This is a genomic window from Paenibacillus senegalensis JC66 (genome assembly GCF_000285515.1).
Lineage (GTDB): Bacteria > Bacillota > Bacilli > Paenibacillales > NBRC-103111 > Paenibacillus_L > Paenibacillus_L senegalensis.
The window spans coordinates 425,727-444,505 of sequence record NZ_HE610961.1; the positions used below are offsets into that span (position 1 = coordinate 425,727).

15 protein-coding genes, 1 riboswitch and 2 other annotated features are annotated in these 18,779 nt (G+C 49.3%); of the genes, 7 read left to right on the forward strand and 8 right to left on the reverse strand.

The window, feature by feature from the left end; all coding sequences use genetic code 11:
• Positions 1–19 precede the first annotated feature (19 nt).
• From PSHG_RS20500 to metG, 3 genes are all read left to right on the forward strand, one after another.
• The gene (locus PSHG_RS20500; protein WP_026021509.1) at positions 20–424 is read left to right on the forward strand and encodes an organic hydroperoxide resistance protein; all 405 of its coding nucleotides are present in this window, start codon (positions 20–22) and stop codon (positions 422–424) included.
• An 894-nt stretch (positions 425–1,318) separates the two neighbouring features.
• A complete protein-coding gene (locus PSHG_RS20505) occupies positions 1,319–2,221 on the forward strand; it encodes a hypothetical protein (RefSeq protein WP_010277062.1) in 903 nt (300 codons plus the stop codon).
• 104 nt (positions 2,222–2,325) lie between these two features.
• Positions 2,326–2,671: a binding site (T-box leader), on the forward strand.
• 136 nt (positions 2,672–2,807) lie between these two features.
• Complete coding sequence (metG, locus tag PSHG_RS20510; RefSeq protein ID WP_010277063.1) at positions 2,808–4,439, forward strand: methionine--tRNA ligase; 1,632 nt, start codon at positions 2,808–2,810, stop codon at positions 4,437–4,439.
• A 57-nt stretch (positions 4,440–4,496) separates the two neighbouring features.
• Here the strand turns inward: metG and PSHG_RS20515 are convergent, their stop codons facing one another.
• Together PSHG_RS20515 and PSHG_RS28490 are read right to left on the reverse strand one after the other, a co-directional pair.
• On the reverse strand, positions 4,497–5,114 hold the full coding sequence (locus PSHG_RS20515; protein WP_010277064.1) for a cyclodeaminase/cyclohydrolase family protein: 618 nt from the start codon (positions 5,112–5,114) through the stop codon (positions 4,497–4,499).
• 71 nt (positions 5,115–5,185) lie between these two features.
• Positions 5,186–5,983, reverse strand: a complete 798-nt coding sequence (locus PSHG_RS28490) for a bifunctional 5,10-methylenetetrahydrofolate dehydrogenase/5,10-methenyltetrahydrofolate cyclohydrolase (protein ID WP_010277066.1) — start codon at positions 5,981–5,983, stop codon at positions 5,186–5,188.
• A 199-nt stretch (positions 5,984–6,182) separates the two neighbouring features.
• Positions 6,183–6,261, reverse strand: a riboswitch (ZMP/ZTP riboswitch).
• Positions 6,262–6,433: 172 nt separating this feature from the next.
• On the opposite strand from PSHG_RS28490, the gene PSHG_RS20525 reads away from it, so the two are divergent.
• Positions 6,434–7,312 carry an aminoglycoside phosphotransferase family protein gene (locus tag PSHG_RS20525; RefSeq protein WP_010277069.1) on the forward strand — a complete coding sequence of 293 codons (879 nt, stop codon included), beginning with the start codon at positions 6,434–6,436 and terminating at the stop codon, positions 7,310–7,312.
• Positions 7,313–7,633: 321 nt separating this feature from the next.
• Here the strand turns inward: PSHG_RS20525 and ileS are convergent, their stop codons facing one another.
• The gene (ileS, locus tag PSHG_RS20530; RefSeq protein WP_010277072.1) at positions 7,634–10,822 is read right to left on the reverse strand and encodes an isoleucine--tRNA ligase; all 3,189 of its coding nucleotides are present in this window, start codon (positions 10,820–10,822) and stop codon (positions 7,634–7,636) included.
• A 104-nt stretch (positions 10,823–10,926) separates the two neighbouring features.
• Positions 10,927–11,190, reverse strand: a binding site (T-box leader).
• Positions 11,191–11,542: 352 nt separating this feature from the next.
• Here ileS and pdxR point away from each other — a divergent pair.
• Together pdxR and PSHG_RS29595 are read left to right on the forward strand one after the other, a co-directional pair.
• The gene (gene pdxR, locus PSHG_RS28495; RefSeq protein ID WP_010277075.1) at positions 11,543–12,658 is read left to right on the forward strand and encodes a MocR-like pyridoxine biosynthesis transcription factor PdxR; all 1,116 of its coding nucleotides are present in this window, start codon (positions 11,543–11,545) and stop codon (positions 12,656–12,658) included.
• Positions 12,636–12,983: an aminotransferase-like domain-containing protein gene (locus tag PSHG_RS29595; RefSeq protein ID WP_052310084.1), complete on the forward strand. Its 348-nt coding sequence runs from the start codon at positions 12,636–12,638 to the stop codon at positions 12,981–12,983. The genes pdxR and PSHG_RS29595 overlap by 23 nt, the downstream gene beginning before the upstream one ends.
• A 124-nt stretch (positions 12,984–13,107) precedes the next feature.
• Here the strand turns inward: PSHG_RS29595 and PSHG_RS30750 are convergent, their stop codons facing one another.
• From PSHG_RS30750 to PSHG_RS28505, 5 genes are all read right to left on the reverse strand, one after another.
• On the reverse strand, positions 13,108–13,263 hold the full coding sequence (locus PSHG_RS30750; protein ID WP_157213480.1) for a hypothetical protein: 156 nt from the start codon (positions 13,261–13,263) through the stop codon (positions 13,108–13,110).
• 333 nt (positions 13,264–13,596) lie between these two features.
• Positions 13,597–14,835, reverse strand: coding sequence for an MFS transporter (locus PSHG_RS20545; protein WP_010277078.1), 1,239 nt, complete (start codon positions 14,833–14,835; stop codon positions 13,597–13,599).
• A 222-nt stretch (positions 14,836–15,057) separates the two neighbouring features.
• Complete coding sequence (locus tag PSHG_RS20550) at positions 15,058–15,639, reverse strand: GNAT family N-acetyltransferase (protein WP_010277079.1); 582 nt, start codon at positions 15,637–15,639, stop codon at positions 15,058–15,060.
• A 217-nt stretch (positions 15,640–15,856) separates the two neighbouring features.
• Entirely contained in the window at positions 15,857–16,774 is a 918-nt protein-coding gene (locus tag PSHG_RS29600; protein WP_010277082.1) for a helix-turn-helix domain-containing protein, read from the reverse strand.
• A gap of 346 nt (positions 16,775–17,120) precedes the next feature.
• The gene (locus PSHG_RS28505) at positions 17,121–17,918 is read right to left on the reverse strand and encodes a hypothetical protein (protein WP_010277085.1); all 798 of its coding nucleotides are present in this window, start codon (positions 17,916–17,918) and stop codon (positions 17,121–17,123) included.
• Between the two features lie 217 nt (positions 17,919–18,135).
• Here PSHG_RS28505 and PSHG_RS20565 point away from each other — a divergent pair, with 217 nt between their 5' ends.
• Entirely contained in the window at positions 18,136–18,660 is a 525-nt protein-coding gene (locus PSHG_RS20565) for a hypothetical protein (RefSeq protein ID WP_010277088.1), read from the forward strand.
• Positions 18,661–18,779 lie beyond the last annotated feature (119 nt).

Sequence of the window (18,779 nt, forward strand, 5' to 3'; positions counted from 1 at the left end):
ATTGAGGGAGGGAGAGCCTATGAAGACGATCTACTCAACTAAAGTGACCTCCCATGGGGGCCGTGACGGCACCGTCCGCTCCTCGGATGGTTTGCTCGATTTACAGGTTACCTCCCCTAAGGGAGGACAGCAAGAGGGAACTAATCCGGAGCAGTTGTTTGCAGCGGGATATGCAGCTTGTTTTCACAGTGCTCTGAAGATGACGGCCAAGAACAAATCCATTGACGCGGATCAGTCTGAAGTGACTGCAGAGGTTGCCCTTCTTGAGAAGGACGGCTTTCAGCTGTCCGTTAAGCTGATCATCCGCATTCCCGGTGCCAGCCAAGCAGAAGCGAAAGAAATTGCTCAGTTGGCTCATGACACCTGTCCATATTCAAAAGCCATTAAGAATAATATTGAAGTGGATTTGCAGGTGGCAGGTTGACACCAGCTATCCTTTCAAGAACACTTACCGGTAACCCTAAAACTTGAACGGCCTGTTATAGGAGCCAACCGTGCTGCACAACAGGTTGCATAATGTGTTGCATAATGTGTTGCGTAATGTATTGCGTAATGTATTGCGTAATGTGTTGCATCGTCTTATGGAAAATGAATTAGCGCTGCATCGTCTTTCGCTAAGAGGGGCTGTCCAGGAGCCAGTATACACTGACTCTGGACAGTCCCTTCGCGGTTTCACCCCGGTACCGCTCTTTCTATACGGTTTTCCGCATACATTTCGCCCAGGAGCACCCTGCGGCGGTGATTGTATGCGGTTTTTCCGTGAAAATACCCCTCTTATAAACTCTCCGCATGATGAGCAATCTCGGGTAATCGCGCCTCAATCCCATAACTTGCTACGAAATTTCGTCTGAAACACTGGCTGCAGATGGCTGCAGGCCCTTAATAGCTTAAAGACCTTGCATTTGTACGATTTGTCATACAAATCTCGGGCAATCGCACTCCAATCCCATGCAGGCAACAACAGGCAACAAGCCCGTGCAGCCCGCGAACCTTGCGAACCTTGCTATTTTCATGCTGGAGTTGTGCCTGAGAATTCAATGGCACGACTATTATCGCATACATTTTCCACCGCTTTGTCACCACTATTCTCATACCAAGGTTATTTCACGCTTTTTTACGCTTTTTTACGCTTTTTCATGTTATTTCTCGCCATTCCACGCTTTTTCTCCGCTGAAAAGATATCCTGCAAAGATAAGATCCTAGATGAACTAAATCGTGTTGCTCCTTTCCGGGGAGATTAAAATCCAACTCGATTTATACAAAATGCTGAGGGTAAAAATTCACCAACCGAGGAAAGCTATTCATGAGGTGAGCATCCATGAAAATATCAGGCGACACTCTCTCGCCGCAAGATATCGAACGACGATACGAGCTGCTTTCCCGAAGAGTCCATTTGAAGCTCCTGCAGGGAACGCTGACGGACCTGGAGGAAGTGGAATTCCGACAGGTCGACCGCCACTATAAAGAATGGCTCCAGCAGGAAAGAACCCGTAAATTGGCAGAGTACCGCGAACACCGCTACGGGCGCTTTGGCTCTTTCGCCGGAATTGCCGAACAAATAGATGAATTTCTTTTTTATTATAAATTCCACGTTATTTTTCTAGGTTTGTTCGTGGTGTTCCTACTGGCAGCTATTCAAAGCTATAATCATTTTCAGCATATGAAGCTGGAAGCCGCGGCTCAACCCAACCCGGACGTGACCGTGACACTGGTAGGCGATTTTTCGGATCTGGAGCTCGAGCCCGAGGCCGAGGCCATCCGCGCGGAATTGGCAGCCTATTTGCCTGACTCCTGGCAGCTTGGGTTTCGCAGCATTTCCATCCCCCTCGACCCTGCTGACGAATATGAGTCGGCTATAGCGAAGCGCGGCGCGCTTGCCCTGTTAAGCCAACACTCTGATGTGTATCTGGTGGACTCCCATCACTTCTCGAAGCTGTTGCAGTTAGGCTATGTTCAAGAACTTCAGCCCTGGGACAATTATGGAGTCAATCTAATCAAAGGGCCGCTTGGCCAAATCGTTTCCTACCCGGCCGAGGAACCGTTAATTGCGGCCATGAGCATTTCCGCCAAGAAGCCGGAAAAGGCGCTTGAATTTATTCAAGCTTTTGTAACTCCCGAGGTTCAAGCCAGCTATAGCGATCCGGACGTGATCCCCGTGCACAACAATAACGAAACGGCGGAGACCGCGATACCAACTGAAGCGTCTATTCCAAAGGAATAATAAGATTATGGATCACCCCAGTACTGGATTACCTCTGTTGCACATTTACACCTTATCGGCTATAATCGAAACCAACAAGAAATTCAGTGAAAATTCATACAAATCCAAATGCATGGAAGAGAAAGAGTAGTGAGTCCCTTTTCTTTCGCCAGAGAGCTCCGGTAGCTGAGAAGGAGCAAAGAAAACTCTCATGAATATGGTCTCTGAGCTGTGCACCGAAACCTGATAGTCTGCCGCATTATTGTGTATTATGGTGATTAATGTGGCATTATTGCTATCCGGAACTCATTTGCCGGATAACAATAGGACTTCAGGAAGTAGGCTGCAACGGGTGTGCCCGTTATCGCACTAGGGTATAAGCATGCAGTCATGCCGTACCCGAAGAGGACCTGGCCGTGAGGCTCAGGATAAATTTGGGTGGTACCGCGTGAGTAAGCTCTCGTCCCTTCAGGGATGGGAGTTTTTTTGTTGTCTGAGCCCGAACTGCTTAATCGGATTTAGCTGCACACGACTGCTGCACTTTGAAGGACATTTATGGGTTTACCGTATGATTTCACTACAAAAAATATGGATTATTGGAGGTTGGATGCAGCATGGAGGAGCCTGGCCTTACGCCAACGGTTCACTGCATTTAGGACGAGTGGCCGGCATACTTCCCGGTGACGTACTGGCTAGATATCACCGTTTAAAGGGAGATGATGTGCTCTACGTTTCAGGCAGCGACTGCCATGGCACCCCTATTTCTATCCTGGCTTCGCAGGAGAATTTACCGCCTTGGCAAATTGCTGACCGCTATCATAAGGAATTTGTAGAATGCTTCAACAAGCTGGGTTTCTCCTACGACCTGTACACTAGAACTGATGATCCGCATCATCACTCGGTAGTGCAGCAGCTTTTTTTACGACTGGTCGAACAAGGAGCCCTGTATTCCAAACAGGTAGAGCAAACCTATTGCGCGGAATGCAATCGCTTTTTGCCGGACCGTTATGTAGAAGGCACTTGCCCCCATTGCGGTCAGACAGCACGCGGGGATCAATGCGATTACTGCTCCTCTCTTCTGGACCCTCTGGATCTTCAGCACAAAACCTGCAAGCTATGCGGACACCCGCCTGAGGTTCGCTATACAGACCACTATTTCCTTGCGTTATCGAAATTTCAGCAACAGCTGGAAGCCTACTTGAAAGAGGCGACAAATTGGAGAAGCAACGCTCTGGACCTAACGAAAAGATACTTGGCTGAAGGCCTTATGGACAGAGCGGCAACTCGTGATTTGGATTGGGGAGTAGACGTCCCGCTGCCGGGATATGAAGGGAAGAAAATCTATGTTTGGATTGAAGCAGTAAGCGGTTATTTGTCAGCCAGCATGAAGTGGGCGGAGGAAACGGGAAAGGATTGGAAACCCTACTGGGAAGAGGATTCCAAATCCTATTATGTGCATGGTAAAGATAACATCCCTTTTCACAGTCTGATCTTGCCCTGCTTGCTGATGGGAAGCGGAATCTCGCCACGTCTGCCGGATCAAATCATTTCGAGCGAATATTTGACGCTAGAAGGCAAAAAGTTCTCTACCAGCCGCAATTGGGCTGTATGGGTCCCCTATTTGCTGGAACGATATCACCCCGACACCATCCGCTATTTTCTAATTATGAATGGGCCGGAGAATCGGGATACCGATTTTTCCTGGAGAGAATTTATATACAGCCACAATAGCGAGCTTCTCGGGGCATTTGGCAATTTTGCCAATCGCTCTCTGGTATTTATAGACAAGTTTTTGCAGGGGGAGGTTCCTCAGGGAACAACGGATGCCCGAATCAAGGAACTGCTGAAGGAATTATATAAGGAGGCCGGCGTTTATCTCGAAGCCGGCAAGCTGAAAACGGCTCTGGAATGTATCTTTTCGTTTATTCGCGGAGCCAACAAATACTTTGACGAGCAAAAGCCCTGGATTCAGCTGAAAGAACAAAAGGCCGATTGCGAGTCCACACTCTACACTTGCGTGCAAATCATAGCTAATTTAGTTAACCTGCTAACCCCTTTTCTGCCCTTTTCCTGCCGCCGGCTGCAATCTTTCTTCCAGCTTCAAGATACGGACCTTTACTGGAGCTATATCGAGCTCGCTCCCGGCAGCCAGCTGAACAAACCGGAAGCGTTATTTGAGCGAATCGATGTCAGCCGGATTCAGGAAGAGGTCGCTCGCCTTTATGACCAGGCCAACTAATACTCAGCAAACCATAAGGAAGCTTAATTGTGCAAAGCAAAGGGCTTGTTCGAAAGCTCACTCTGCCTGCTGCTGCAGGATGGATCCTTTCCAATCGGCGATTTCTTGCAGCAGCCGGCTGCCCTCTTCTTGGTAGCGGCGGACCGTTTCCTCTTCTTTGACAGCCGGAAGGTTAATCTTCACGGTAAGCCAGGCCGATTGCACGGCAGCATCCACCATTATTGCTGCTATTCCGAGATCGGACAGCACATTCCGGTTAGCCTTAGCAGCTATACGGTCGAGCGCTGCCATCAAACCGTGACCTAGCTTCATTAAGCGGAAAGGAACGTCCGCCGCCTGCCTGGCCGCTTTTCTCAAGGCGGTGGAGCGCAGGCTCTTTTCCTCCTCTGTCGCTTTAGGTAAACTTAATGCCTGCATATACTCGGCGAACGCTTCGATATCTTTAACGAAAATTTGTTCAAATTCCGAGATAGCCGCTTCCATCTCTTCAGCCACATGCACCATTTGATCCGCAACTTCTTTGAACTTCTCGCCTGTAGTCAAATTTGCAACCATGCTACCCATAGAAGCCCCCAGAGCTGCGGCCACAGCCGCAACGCTGCCTCCTCCCGGAGTTGGGGAAGCGGAGCTTGCCTCTTTCAAGAAGGAGGTTAAAGTCTGATTGAAACCGCTCATTTCCGATCATCCTTTCTTTGAGACAATTCATATATCCCACATCCTTGTAATGCATGGAGATATAGACCCAATTATGCAAAATGCCCGGTTATTTGCCATTTCACAGCTTTCAGCAAGTTTTCGAATAGGATAACGGTTGTCAGCGTCCCTACTCCACCCGGTACAGGCGTTACCGCTTTGGCCTGCTCATAGGCCGCCGGATCTACGTCTCCTGTAATCCCGCTCCCGTCAGCCATCTCGCTGATCCCCGCATCCACAATGACAAGCTCCTCATGAATCCCATCAACGGTCACCAGGCCTGCTTTGCCTGCTGCGGTAATTAAAATATCCGCCTGTGCAATATGGGAAGCGATATCCTTGGTGTGAGAATGACAGACCGTCAGCGTAGCATTTTCTCTAAGCAGCATCTGCATGAGGGGACGGCCAACGGTTTCCCCTCTTCCGATCAGCACAACGTGCTTTCCCCGCAGCGGAAATCCGAAATGATGCAAGATGCGAATGCAGGACTGCGGTGTCGCCGGGTACAGTCCCTGGGTACCTGTAAAGCAAGCCAATTGATTGGCTGGAGTCAGGCCGTCAACATCTTTGCCCGGAGCTATTGCCTCTTGCAGCTTGCCGGCTCGAATCGATGCAGGCATTGGCAGTTCCAGCATAATTCCATGAATAGAAGAATCCGCGTTTGCCTTCTCAATCTCGGTCAATAGTTCCGCTTCTGTTACATCCGGCTCAAACGTTTTAAGAAGGAATGCCACTCCGAGCTTACGGGCGAACCGCTCCTTCGATTGGGCGTAATATTCGGACGCCTGATCCCCCTTCACCAGAAAGGCACACAGCGTCGGCTCCACCTGCTTTTCTTTCCACGCTTTCACTTCTGTTTAAATTGATTCCGTAAGCTGACTGGCCAACTCCTTAGTCTTTAACAGCTTTTCCATTTTAACCGCCTCCCATTGCTGCGCCAAAGCCTAGTTGGGTTTGGTTCTGTCGTGTTTTCCAGCTATGACTTGTGCACAGCCATATCTTTTGCTTGCAACAAAACAAAAAAAGCATCCGGAAGGCTAACCTTCCGAATACTTGTGCCCAGGCGTACGGCTATTGTTCCATGTGCTCCCCCGTGGTTCCCCACGCTCCGCCAGTTACACATGGCTTTCCATCTAGCGTTATTGTAACACAGCTGTTCAAGGATAGAAAAGAAAATTTACAGACAGCATCTCTAATCGCCTGAATGTTTTCTGCTTATAGTTCGATATATTCATTTTCTCCATTGCTTGATCAGCAAGCGCACTGTTAAACTTTGTGCAAAACGGGATAGGAGTGGGACCGTGATTGAAGTGACAACCGAACTTGTACGCCAGTTAATCGCCAGCCAGTTTCCCCGGTGGAGCCATCTAACCGTGAAACCCGTTGAAAAAAGCGGACATGATAACCGCACTTATCGGCTGGGCGAGGAAATGTCCGTTCGCCTGCCAAGTCACGAGCGTTATGCTTCTGCAGTGGAGAAAGAGATCAAATGGCTTCCGGTTTTCAAACCGCAGCTATCACTTCCAATACCCGTCCCTATCGCAAAAGGCGAGCCCACGAAAGACTACCCGCTTCCCTGGTCAATCAGTCAATGGCTTGAAGGTGACACGGTCACGCATTCCAATATACGCGATATGACCGAATTCGCTGAAGATCTTGCAGCATTCCTTAAGGAGCTCGAAGCGATCGATGCAAGCCAAGGTGTACCTGCAGGCGCCCAAAATTTCCACCGTGGGGGTGACCTCACCATCTATGAAGAGGATACCCGATCCGTACTTGCCAAAATTACCCGCACCCATGATACAAAACTATTGACCGAAATATGGGAGCTTGCCCTCGCCACAAAATATTCCGCTGCACCCGTCTGGGTACATGGCGACATCGCCGTTGGAAACCTCCTCGCAAAAAATGGGAGGCTGAGCAGTGTCATTGATTTCGGTACAATGGGCGTCGGCGACCCTTCCAGCGACCTGGTGATCGCGTGGAACTTCTTAGATAGCAGAAGTCGCATCACTTTTTTTGACCGTATGGGTTTTGGAGAAGACACGATTAATCGTGCGCGGGGCTGGGCTTTGTGGAAAGCGCTGATCTCATACGATTGGAATAAAAAAGGATCCGAACTGTCGGAATGGGGCAGACGTGTGATTGCAGCTATAGTTGATGAATATAAGAGAAAATAGGAGTTATTGGACAGTCCTTGTTGCCCTTACTTGCTTCCCTTTTTCTTAACTACCTGCAAAGGCTGGATAAGTTTAACTAAAGAAAGGTAAGCTTCAAAATAAAATGTGAAAGGATTCGGTCAACGCTATCCGCAGGAAAACGGCTTAGGGAGCATGTGCCGCGAAGCGGTCGCCTTTGTTTCCGGATTTCCACTCTGCTTGCCTGTTCATTAAAGAATTCTGGAACTCAAAGTTTTCGTAAGAAAACTCGCTTCGTAAGCACGGAAGAACCTTTCACATGACTTTTCTAGTCGCTTGATTGATTAGTTCAAACTATATAGATTAGCCAAGAAAGACATAGACCCTTTTATCTTCAACCTGCAGTTCCGCCATCCCATCCTGCTGCTGAAACTGAATCGTCCGGGTTAGCACATTCTCCTCCAATAACCGCCGATATTGCTCAAGCGTGGCTTGAACTCCCTCATCTCCGTAGAGCACGAGATTAATTCGCTTTTCTACTGGAAGCCCTTGCTGCTTTCTCAAATCCTGAACCCCTCTGATCACTTCCCGGACAAATCCTTCTTTGGCCAGCTCCTCGGTAATTTCCGTATTCAGGGCGACGGTAACAGCGCCGGCGGAAGCTGAGGAGTAGCCGGAAGCCGCCTGCCGTTCAATAAGAAGCTCCGACACAGGGATCACTAGAGTCTCCCCCGCTATCGTCTCATAGCTCCATTGCTGATGCTGCAGTATCCCCTCAATGTCCTGCTGCCGGAGCGCTTGCAATGCTTCTTGCAGCTCAACAACTCTTCTCCCGTATTTAGGTCCCGCCAATTTCAGATTCAGCTTAAGCGTATACTCGGTTAAATCGCTGTCCTGCTTTTCCAGCCTAACCGATTTGACATTGAGCTCATCACGAATAATTTCGGCATAAGGCTGTATAGTGTGCGCGACATCCGAAACCACGATGAGCTCTGCCAGCGGCTGACGGTTTTTGAGCCCGGTTTCATTGCGGACAGAGCGGGCTAACTCCACGACTTGACGGACGAGACCCATTTCCCGCTCCAACCCGCTGTCGATTTCCGCCTCCTCCGGTTCAGGGAAATCTGTTAAGTGAACACTGCCGCCATCGGTCAGACCGCGATACAGATCATCGGACAGAAAGGGAGCAAAAGGCGCGATTAACTGGCTTGTGACAGTCAGAACCCGGTGTGTGGTCTCATAAGCTGCCAATTTATCTGCGGATAACCCGCTCCCCCAGAACCGTTCCCGCGACCTGCGGATGTACCAGTTGCTGAAGTCATCAACTAATTCCTCCAGCGTTTGGGCGGCTTTCATAAAGTCATAGCTTTCCAATGCAGTGCGAACTTCCATTATCGTTCCGTTCAAGCGGGACAGAATCCAGCGGTCCAGCACCTGCCTTATGCCTGATTGTTCAGCATCGCCAACTGCATGACCGGGGTCCGCTGCTTGCGCCGCATCCGCTGCTTGCGCCGTACCCGCTGCTTGCGCCGTATCTGCATGGTGCACGAAACCATCAATCGAAGCATAAAGGCTATAAAAAGCAAAAGCGTTCATCAACGTATCGATCACTTTGGACTTCGCTTCAGCTACAATCGTTCGCGAAAAGCGTTTGCTGGACCAGGGCGCACTATCGGACAAAAGAGCCCAGCGGAAGGCATCGGCTCCGAACTGGTCAATGATCTCCCAGGGGTCGACCACATTTCCCTTGCTCTTGGACATCTTCTGCCCGTTCTCATCGAGAATATGGCCTGTCGCAATGACCGCTTTATAGGGAGCTCGCCCAGTATACATGGTGGATACTGCAAGCAAGCTGTAAAACCATCCCCGGGTCTGATCGATGCCTTCGCAGATGATATCAGCCGGAAACTGCTCTTCGGCGCGGCTTTTATTCTCGAACGGATAATGATGCTGCGCGAAGGGCATGGAGCCGCTGTCGAACCAAACATCGATCACCTCCGGCGTCCTAATCATCTTTCCTCCTTCACAAGCCGGGCAGCTGAGCTCGATACCATCGACGTAAGGTTTGTGCAGATCCAACGGTTCGGGCAGAGGTTTGGCCGCATGACTCCGCAGGGCAGCGATGCTATCAGGGACGAGCTCATGCTCGCAGGCTTTGCAAATCCAGACATTGAGCGGCGTCCCCCAATAGCGATTTCGGCTGACATTCCAGTCGACGAGCTCTTCCAGAAACTTGCCAAAGCGGCCATCCCTTGTGGAGGGCGGGTACCATTCAACCGTGCGGTTATTGGCCAGCAGTTGATCCCGCACAGCCGTTGTGCGGATAAACCAGCTATCCAGCGCATAGTAGAGAAGCGGGGTTTTGCAGCGCCAGCAGAAGGGATAGCTGTGCTCGATCTTTTCCTTGGCGAACAGCAGCTTCCGGGCGGCCAAATCTTTAATGATATCGAGATCGCAATCTTTGACGAAGCGTCCGGCCAAAGCACCCGCATCTTCAAGATAGCAGCCATCGAGCCCGACAATCTGAAGCATGTCGATGCCAGCGCGCTGAGCCGCCCGGTAATCGTCTTCACCGTGAGCCGGAGCGATATGCACGATGCCGGTCCCGCTGGCATCGCTGACAAAATCCGCTGCAATGACCCTGTAAGCAGATTTCACCCTGCCGGAAGGGTACGGTGCTGCGTACGTTTTGCCTGTAAACTCGCTTCCTTTATGCTCTGAAACAACTTCATATTCTCCGCTTAATACTTGTGAGGCGCGGCTTTTTGCTACGATATACACCTTGTTATCTTGCTTCGCTTTAACGTAGTCCAGTTCGGGATGAACCGCCAAAGCCACGTTAGCAGGAAGTGTCCACGGCGTTGTCGTCCAAGCCAGAAAATATTCTCCTGTCTTCACATCCTTGAACTCCACCGTAGCACTGAGGTCTTTGACCTGCTCATAGCCTTGGGCAAGCTCGTGTGAACTTAAGGTCGTCTGGCAGCTGGGGCAGTAAGGACTAACCCGATGACCTTTGGTGAGCAAGCCTTTTCCATGAATATCGGATAGAATATGCCACACTGACTCGATATAGTCATTAGAGAGCGTAAGATAGGGAGCATCCAGGTCCGTCCAATAGCCGATTGCCTCAGTTAGCTCCCTCCACTGCTGTTCATAACGGAACACGCTCTCTTTGCACTTCTCGATGAACGGCTCTACCCCGTACGCTTCGATCTGCTGTTTGCCGGAAATCCCCAGCTCCTTCTCAACTCCAAGCTCAACCGGCAAGCCATGGGTATCCCAGCCGGCCTTCCTGACGACTTGGTAACCGGTCATTGTTTTGTAACGGCCAATGAAGTCCTTGATAACTCGGCCCAGCACATGACCGATGTGAGGAGCGCCATTAGCAGTCGGTGGACCTTCATATAAGACAAAACGGGGCGCCCCTTCTCTTTGCTGAACGGAACGAGGAAATGTGTTTTCCTCAGTCCAATGCTTTCTTGTCCGCTGTTCACGGGCGGCGGCTTTTTCCTTTACGTCGACCGGGGTCCGGTCTTTTTTAGATTCGTTCATGGCCCTCACTTCCTTTCGATTCTTTTTGCTCGGGAAAATGTTGCAAGGTTTTGCACCTAAGCTGACTTCACCCATTCCAGCTGAAAACAAAAAGATCCCGTCCCCTAAGGGACGAGATCATCATCTCGCGTTACCACCCTCGTTCCGCAAGCCATACCGATCCTAATCCGGCGGCTGCAGCACTCTACTACGTACCATCATACGCGTCCCTTGTAACGGCGGGACCCCGGGGCGGCTTACTCAGCATTCTTCAGCCTTCCTTCTCGGAGAGGATTTTCAGCTTAGTCTTGAACGTTGGCTTTCAGCACAAGGCCAACTCTCTGGAGAACAAGGAGTCCAAGCTTACTCTTTCTCGTCAATGAATTTGCTCACGGTATTCAGTAATGCGTTCAACATGATGTTGTAACCAAAACCTTATTCAACATAATAGCAAGGTCGTTCCAGGAAGTCTATAGTTTTTTATAACTATACATTGGAATAAAGACCCTAGGCTTAAGTGTGGCCTTTCGTTGTGCAAAATAAACGTGGTACAAAAAGAACTCTATAGCGCAAAGCTTTCCTCGACGGAAGGCAATTTACAGCCCGCGTTGCAGATTACTCCCGTTTGCAGGCCGCTTCAAGTATACTATTCCTATACTGCATCGTTATTCCGTGTCATTTTTTTCCACATGCCTACCCTGTCTGTCAACGAAAACAACTGTCGCTAGGAGAGATCAGGCCATGCCGCTAATTCCCCGATTAGACCAGCAGCGTACGGAACCGTTATTCCTGCAAATTTATGACTATATCAAAGAGGAGATTCGTACGGGAAGACTCGCGCCCCACACGAAATTGCCCTCCATCCGCGAGCTGGCCGGTCAGCTCAACATCAGTCGCAGCCCTGTGGAAGCGGCTTATCGGGAATTGCTCGCAGAAGGCTATATTGAGAGCCAGCCTAGAAGAGGGTTATTTGTGCTCGATTGGCAGGAAACGGGTAGTCAGCTCCTACCATCAGTTCTTCCTTCATCCGCACAAAGAAGCGCGCCCCCCGTCCCGCCTGCTCCATGTGACGGAAGCAATTCCCCCCTTCGCTTCATCGACTTCGGCTTTGATCACATGGCTACTGAGCTTTTCCCTTATGCGGTCTGGCGCAAGCTGGCTATTTCCTTGCTGCAGCCTGCCCACAAAGAGTTGTTTCATTATGGCGATCCCCAGGGGGAAATCGGGTTAAGGGAGCAAATCGCGCAGTGGCTGAGACAAACCCGCGGTATTCTCTGCTCTCCTTCGCAAATTATTGTCACGTCAGGCACTCAGCATTCCCTCATTTGGTTAAGCTGGCTGCTGCCTGAGTCCAAGGGGAGTCTGGGAGTAGAAGAAGCAATTCATGACGGTATCCGCAAGCTTTGGCTGCGGCAGGGCTTCGTCTTAACCCCGATAGAGCTGGATAGCGAGGGAATTTCCGTCGAAGCGTTATCCGCTGCTAATGTAAACCGGGTGTATGTCACTCCTTCTCACCAGTTCCCATATGGAATTGATATGTCCCTCCCGCGGAGAAGAGAGCTGCTTGAGTGGGCCAAGCAGAAGAAAGGCCTTATTCTGGAGGATGATTATGACCATGAGTTTCGCTTCGAAGGGCCTCCTGTTCATTCCCTTTTCAGCTTGAGCGAGGAGGATAATGTCATTTATATTGGTACTTTTTCCAAAGCACTCGCTCCCTCCTTGCGAATGGGATATATTGTTCTACCTAAGCACCTCCTCCACAACAGGGAACAGCGGTTCGGCAGCTACGATCAGCCGGTCTCCCGGCTGCAGCAAAAAAACGATGGAAGAGTTCATGAAACAAGGACACCTAGATAAGCATTTGCGAAGAATGAAGGGGCACTATTCCCGGAAACGAGAGGTATTGTTGACCGAAATCAATAAAAGAATGGGAGATCGCCTATCCGTCCAAGGCATCTCCGCCGGTCTCCATGTTGTTCTTTCTTTTTCATCTTCGTCATTGGACGAAGCCGAATTGGTTAAACGGGCAGCAGCCGCAGGGGTTAGGGTCTATCCTTCCGCCCCCTATCGCTTGGTTAACGGGAACAAGCCCCCGTCCATTCTAGTCGGCTTCGGCGGACTGTCACCCGACCAGATTCGTCAAGGCATCCGCCTCCTGAGTGAAGCTTGGTTTTCTCCGTGAGAAAGCTTGGCTTCTCTTAAAATGAAGCTCGGTTTTCTCCGTGATAAAGGGTAAATCTCAAGGTCATGATTGGCTGCCGGTTCTATTGATTGTTCCATTATGCCAGTGGAGCAGAGCAGTATCATTACCACTCCACTTTGCCGCTGCCCGGCCTGATTTCCCCGATAACAAAGCTTGGGTACCCCCGGCTGTGCAGATGCTCCTGAACAGCCGCCTGCAAGTTAGGTGGGTAGACGATTGCGCATCTTTTATTTTCCTCCCGATAACTGTTTTGGTTCATCAGACTTCCGTGATGCCCTAAGTGTATAGCTCCAGGATAAAAACAAAAATGTACAGATGCAGATCATTTCAAGTGTCAACTGGTCAGAAATGCGAAAATAAGACAGCTCCCGTATATGAAAATAAGCCCTACTCCCTGATGTAATTTACTACCAGGCAGTCGGACTTAATTTAAAAACGATTAGGAGGATGCGGCTGCTACCCTTTATAAAGTGCTGTAAAGCACCGGCACCGGCCTCGACTCGAAGCATCGGCTCTGGCTTCGACTCAAAACACCGGCTCTGGCTTCGACCTAAGCAGCGGCCAAGCTCTGCCTTAAAGAAGGGGTCCTAGCTCACCCTTGCAAAGTGGCACTCTTGCGCTTATTGCTGCTCCGACGGAGCACAAATCGCACCCATACCCACCATCCGGCTGCAGCCATTATCACTCCAGTTGCTACAAAAATCCAATGAATATTCAGGTATAAGCCAAGCAAACCGCCAAGCAGCGGGCCAATCATCGCCCCGAACTGGTTGGCACTTGCCGTTAAACCGAAGGAACGCCCGCGAAACTCCTCTGACGTGTTGTTGACGACCAGGGTATTTATGGTTGGCGCTACGCCCGCCATAAAGAGCCCGAATAAAAACTGCACCACCGTAAACAGCCACAGCTCATAGACAAAATACTGCATAGCGGCCATAACACCGGCTATTCCTAGGCAGCAGGTTAGAATAATGCCGTAGCCTTTCTTCTCCCCGGCTCGTCCCCACACTGGAGAAGCGACAATCCCCGCAACCCCAATTAGAGCAAAGATGAATCCCGACGACAGCACGGCACCTTCGAGACTGCCCCTTAGGTTGGCTATATGCAAGGTCAGCAGCGGCTGGACCATATTTATGCACATTTGGAATATCAGCAGAAGAAGCAGCAGGTGCAGGAGTGTCCGGCTTTTGACTGCGTACTTCAAATCTTCAATCATCTTTTGCCGTTTGCCCGGCATTACGGTATTGCCTTCCTTGACCCAAAAAATGACGGCAACCGCCGCAAGCAAAATCAGGATGGCGGCAATCAGAAAGGACATCCGCTGGCCAAAGCCTTCCGCTAACAGCCCGCCAAAAAGAGGGCCCATAATGCCGCCCGTCATCGTTCCTGCCTGCATCATGCCGAGGCTCCAGCCCATCTTCTCCTTAGGAGCAATGGACGCCACGATCGCCATAGAGGCGGGAACAAATCCCCCTACTAACCCGTGCAGCATGCGCACTACAACTAACTGCCACGGGGTTTGTACAAAGGCAATCAATCCATAGATGAGGCCCAGACTAAGCCCTGCGCGTATCACCATTTTTCGTTTTCCGTATTTATCCGCTAGAGAGCCCCACACCGGAGCCATAATCGCGCCAACTAAAAAAGCCGAGGAATGGACAACCCCCGCCCACAAATTGACCGATTCGTCTTCCACACCGAGCTCAAATAAAAAAAGCGGTAAAAAAGGAACCGCCATCGTATAGCTCGAGCTGCACAGCAGCACTCCAGCCCATAGTATCCACATTGTTCGTTTCCAAGGTTCCAAGACCGCTTCACTTCCATATTCCATGATGGGCAACGCCTAGCCTTGGCGTTGGCGAAATTCGGATCAGGCAAACCGGGTTATGGTTAGACAGCATCCAGGCTGTCATTGATTAATCTATTGTTAATCATGATAACAGAACAAGGACGGAAAGACGAACCGCTTCTTGATACGAATTGCTGTAAAAATCCGTGTGAGCGGGTTTGGAGTGAATAAAATCGAAGCTTTACGCACATTCTTTTCCGATTTCTAGCGAACCAGCTTTTTCATTACCCAGGTTTCATTATAGCCTGCTCTTTTTCGAAACAGCCATTTTTTGACCTTGCGGGTCACTTCAAAGCCAAGCCGTTCGTACAGCTGCACAGCATGAATGTTAGTATCAACAACCTCCAAAGTATACTCCTCGAATTCCTTGAGATTTACCATATGGGTCAGTAATTGACGGGCAATTCCCCGGCCGCGGTAGTCTCTGGCCGTCGTAACACTTTCGATTAAGCATTGATGACTCGGGATTTTTCTGTTTTTTATATTCGCGGACAGCGCAATTAACCAAGCATTCAGCCAGCCGAGCTCGCTTAACGTCTTCTTGTCAAACTTTTGGGCATCCTGATATTCGGTTGAATAGGCAGCTATAGCAACTACCCGGTCATCCGCCACGGCGACAAAAAATTGTCTGGTAACAAAAGAAGCAGCAATGAAACGAGTTAACTTGGCTCTGTCCTTGGTTAACGAGCTTAATTGTTTGTAGAAGCCATCCACATAAACCTCTGCTGCCTGATCTATATAGCTGCCTTCCAATTCGGAGAGTCTATAGATCGTAACCGCTTCCATACCCATATCCCCCAAATAGTTTATTAAACGCAATCCATTTCATTAAGATGGCAACAGGCCGGACTAAGCCGGCCCTCCCTCAGCTGCCTTACGCTCAGGAAGAGCGTCCTAGCATCCGGCCCCTTCTCCTGAGCGCAAGGAAGTTATTTACATTTAGTATAATCGATCCAGTTTTTCTATGCGACCCCTTACTTCCAAACCACTGGTACAAAAGGGATTAGTCTCGTGAATTTCTCCATACGGTATAGGCAGTTGTAATGACAGCAGCTGTCGGGAACAAGAGCCAGCCCGGATGCCAAGCGTCCCATAGAAAGCCGATACCCAAAAAGATAATTACCGTCAGGGGCCAAATAACAGCATGGATCCAATAATGCTTGCTTTCAGCTTCATATTCTTCATTTTCTTTACGATATTCTTCGTTATAAGCAATTAATTTTTCCGAATTCATCGCTGAACCGGCAATAATGAACAAATAGACGGCCAATGCCCATATAATCGGCATTAATGCTTGAAGCGGGTCTCTTTCTACATTCCCTGTTTCGCTAATCAAAAAAGGGATTGCAAAGCTTAATATAATGACCACAATCCCGGTGACAATCAGTATTCCATAGCGTTTGCGATTGGCTGAGCTTTTCTGCCTAAATTCTTGAATAAAGGATTCGTCAAAAACTAGCGGCTGCGTTTCAAGCTCTGTGTACTCTTTTGCAGTAAAACCTTGCCACACCAGGATCGCTACGCCAACTGCGACAATCATCATAAACAACACATAACCGAACGCCTCTTGAAAATACATAGGCAATAGGATAGAGGCTATAAGAATAGCTACTCCAACTGCGATCTTTTGCGCTCCCTGCTTCTTGCTTAGTAGATAGGCTTCCACGACTTCTTGACTGGCATAGTAGCCATCTTCCGCTGTTCCCTGTTCTCCAAGAGCTTGATCTTCATCTTTTAATAAGTAATCGATTGAAACCTGGAACAAGCGGCTCATCTTGACCAGCTTCTCGGTTTCCGGAAAGCCCTGTCCATTCTCCCACTTGCTTACCGCTTGTCTGGATACTTGCAAGCGCTCCGCAAATTCCTCCTGGGACCAGCCTTTTTGTGCTCTTAATCGTTTTAGTTTTTGATAAAATTCCATTCTCCTCACCTCACCCCTATCGTAAACAAGAAGTCGTTATCCTACTACCTACCAGAGGTTGCAACCTTGTCATTTTGCAGTTGCATTTTCCGTTTTTTTGCGTTGCAGTGCGGGCTTCTCCGTTGCAACCGCCTCAGGGCGGGGAGGTAAAGCAAGACGAAAGCAGCGGGTGCTGCCAATCCATAATGAACCCCTATCTTTATACTATATACTACCCGAAAATCGGTTGAACCTTCTTTTTCAAGACTTTCAATTAAAACGAGGCCTTCCGCTGGAAAGCCCCGCTTCTTTCATCGCATAGGATCGAGCGTCCTGAAACCGGAATAAGGATGCTGCAGCGTAATGATTATTTAGAAGGAACCTCTATTGTAAACGGGAAAGCTAGCACCCCCTGTCCCGGGAAATTAAACTCTGCCCACAGCTTGTACCTTCCCGGCTTTTCAAAATGTGCAGAAAACTCCAAAACGTCTTCCGCTACAGGGTGTACATGTATGTACGTTTGAGCGGTTTCATCGATTAGGACGACATGGCCCTTGGCGCCTAAATATGGCTCAGTCTTCGCTCCGTGTAAATGAAAACGCAGATTGGAGCTTTCGTGCAGATGGATTGGACCGGCTTCTAAAGTTACCCGGCGGCCTTCGATTTCTTGGGTCAATGGGCTTGCAGACCAGAAAGGCGGAGCTTCGCCTTCATCTGTATTTCCTACCTCAAGAGTGTGAGCGGCAACGGCATAACTGTGATCCCGCGGAGTTATGTCTACAAACACGCGGTAATCTCCATCAGGCAGGAGAACATCAGCAGCAAAATCACCATTGTCCAGGCGTTCGGGATGTACGTGAAAAAAGGATTTCAAATCGCGGGAAACAATGATCAGGTGCATTTCTTTTTCATGATTAACAGTCAGAACCGGAGAACGGCCATCCTTGTCTCGGATTTGAACAAAAAGACGGTTTGCGTCATAGGACACTTCCGTACTAATTTCGGAGTTTTCTTCATTATGATGAGTATGAGGCGCCTCACGAGTATGTGCTTCCGGATGATAATGGGGTGCTGCAGTGGCTTTTCCCGGTATGCAGCCTAGCCTGAGACCCAGCAAGAGAATCACCACAATCCCTATTAGAAAAGTTCTACAGCTGCCAATCATTTTTCGGACACTCCCTCCCCGCCTAAGCGGTGTACTTCTACAACAGTTTAAAGCATAAAAGGTTAAGCTCATTACCTATTATTCCAAGGCAGCTTTTTTTTAGTACCTAGACTGAAGTCCGAAGCCAAAACTAGTCCTTAGTATCGGGACATATCAGAGCAAGGAGGTAAAATTAGGTAAGACAAAAAATGAACACGTTTTAATTATGGAGGTGCCCATGGACAGATCAATTTCCAACTTTGAAAAAGTATTCGCCGCAGGCTTGATGATCATTATGCTTTTTATGGTTACACATGACTGGATCCCCCTCGGAGGCTTAAATGATCTGGAAGGCATCCGCTCTCAGCACACGACTTCAGAACTTGTAAGCGCCACCTTGTTTAACTTTGCCTCCATTCTTATAGTGTTTGGGCTAGCAATGTGGTTCCTGGGCAAGGCTTATCCACTGTGGGTGCGGATTTGGCTCGTGGCCCATCTGGGAGGCATTTTCGCTGGTGCAATGGCGGCATGGTGGATTCCCTATTGGTTCGGAGCGGATGACAATCTGGTAATGAGGTACGATGCTATGTTCGGAAGCACTCATGCTTTTTTGCCCGTGATGAATGGAATCGTGCCCAATACTATTCATGTTTTGTTTCACCTTGTTCTTGTAATTGTCTGGCTTCAATCGATTTATCTGGCGTTTGCCCCAGGATACGGCAAGAAGAGACTTGCAAGAAGCACAGCGATAAAGGGCACCTGATTGTTACACAGTTCTCCGCCTTTATCCCCCCAGGGCCAGTAAAGCCATATTCGTTGAACTAAAGAGAGGCAAGCTTCAGGATAAAGGCGGGAAAAGATACTGGTTAACGCTTTCTGGAG

What these genes read in the sequence shown, in the direction of transcription:
- PSHG_RS20500 (WP_026021509.1), top strand. Translation starts at nt 20, where the DNA reads ATGAAGACGATCTACTCAACTAAAGTGACCTCCCATGGGGGCCGTGAC.
- PSHG_RS20505 (WP_010277062.1), top strand. Translation starts at nt 1,319, where the DNA reads ATGAAAATATCAGGCGACACTCTCTCGCCGCAAGATATCGAACGACGA.
- metG (WP_010277063.1), top strand. Translation starts at nt 2,808, where the DNA reads ATGCAGCATGGAGGAGCCTGGCCTTACGCCAACGGTTCACTGCATTTA.
- PSHG_RS20515 (WP_010277064.1), bottom strand. Translation starts at nt 5,114, where the DNA reads ATGAGCGGTTTCAATCAGACTTTAACCTCCTTCTTGAAAGAGGCAAGC.
- ileS (WP_010277072.1), bottom strand. Translation starts at nt 10,822, where the DNA reads ATGAACGAATCTAAAAAAGACCGGACCCCGGTCGACGTAAAGGAAAAA.
- pdxR (WP_010277075.1), top strand. Translation starts at nt 11,543, where the DNA reads ATGCCGCTAATTCCCCGATTAGACCAGCAGCGTACGGAACCGTTATTC.
- PSHG_RS29595 (WP_052310084.1), top strand. Translation starts at nt 12,636, where the DNA reads ATGAAACAAGGACACCTAGATAAGCATTTGCGAAGAATGAAGGGGCAC.
- PSHG_RS30750 (WP_157213480.1), bottom strand. Translation starts at nt 13,263, where the DNA reads ATGAACCAAAACAGTTATCGGGAGGAAAATAAAAGATGCGCAATCGTC.
- PSHG_RS20545 (WP_010277078.1), bottom strand. Translation starts at nt 14,835, where the DNA reads ATGGAATATGGAAGTGAAGCGGTCTTGGAACCTTGGAAACGAACAATG.
- PSHG_RS20550 (WP_010277079.1), bottom strand. Translation starts at nt 15,639, where the DNA reads ATGGAAGCGGTTACGATCTATAGACTCTCCGAATTGGAAGGCAGCTAT.
- PSHG_RS29600 (WP_010277082.1), bottom strand. Translation starts at nt 16,774, where the DNA reads ATGGAATTTTATCAAAAACTAAAACGATTAAGAGCACAAAAAGGCTGG.
- PSHG_RS28505 (WP_010277085.1), bottom strand. Translation starts at nt 17,918, where the DNA reads ATGATTGGCAGCTGTAGAACTTTTCTAATAGGGATTGTGGTGATTCTC.
- PSHG_RS20565 (WP_010277088.1), top strand. Translation starts at nt 18,136, where the DNA reads ATGGACAGATCAATTTCCAACTTTGAAAAAGTATTCGCCGCAGGCTTG.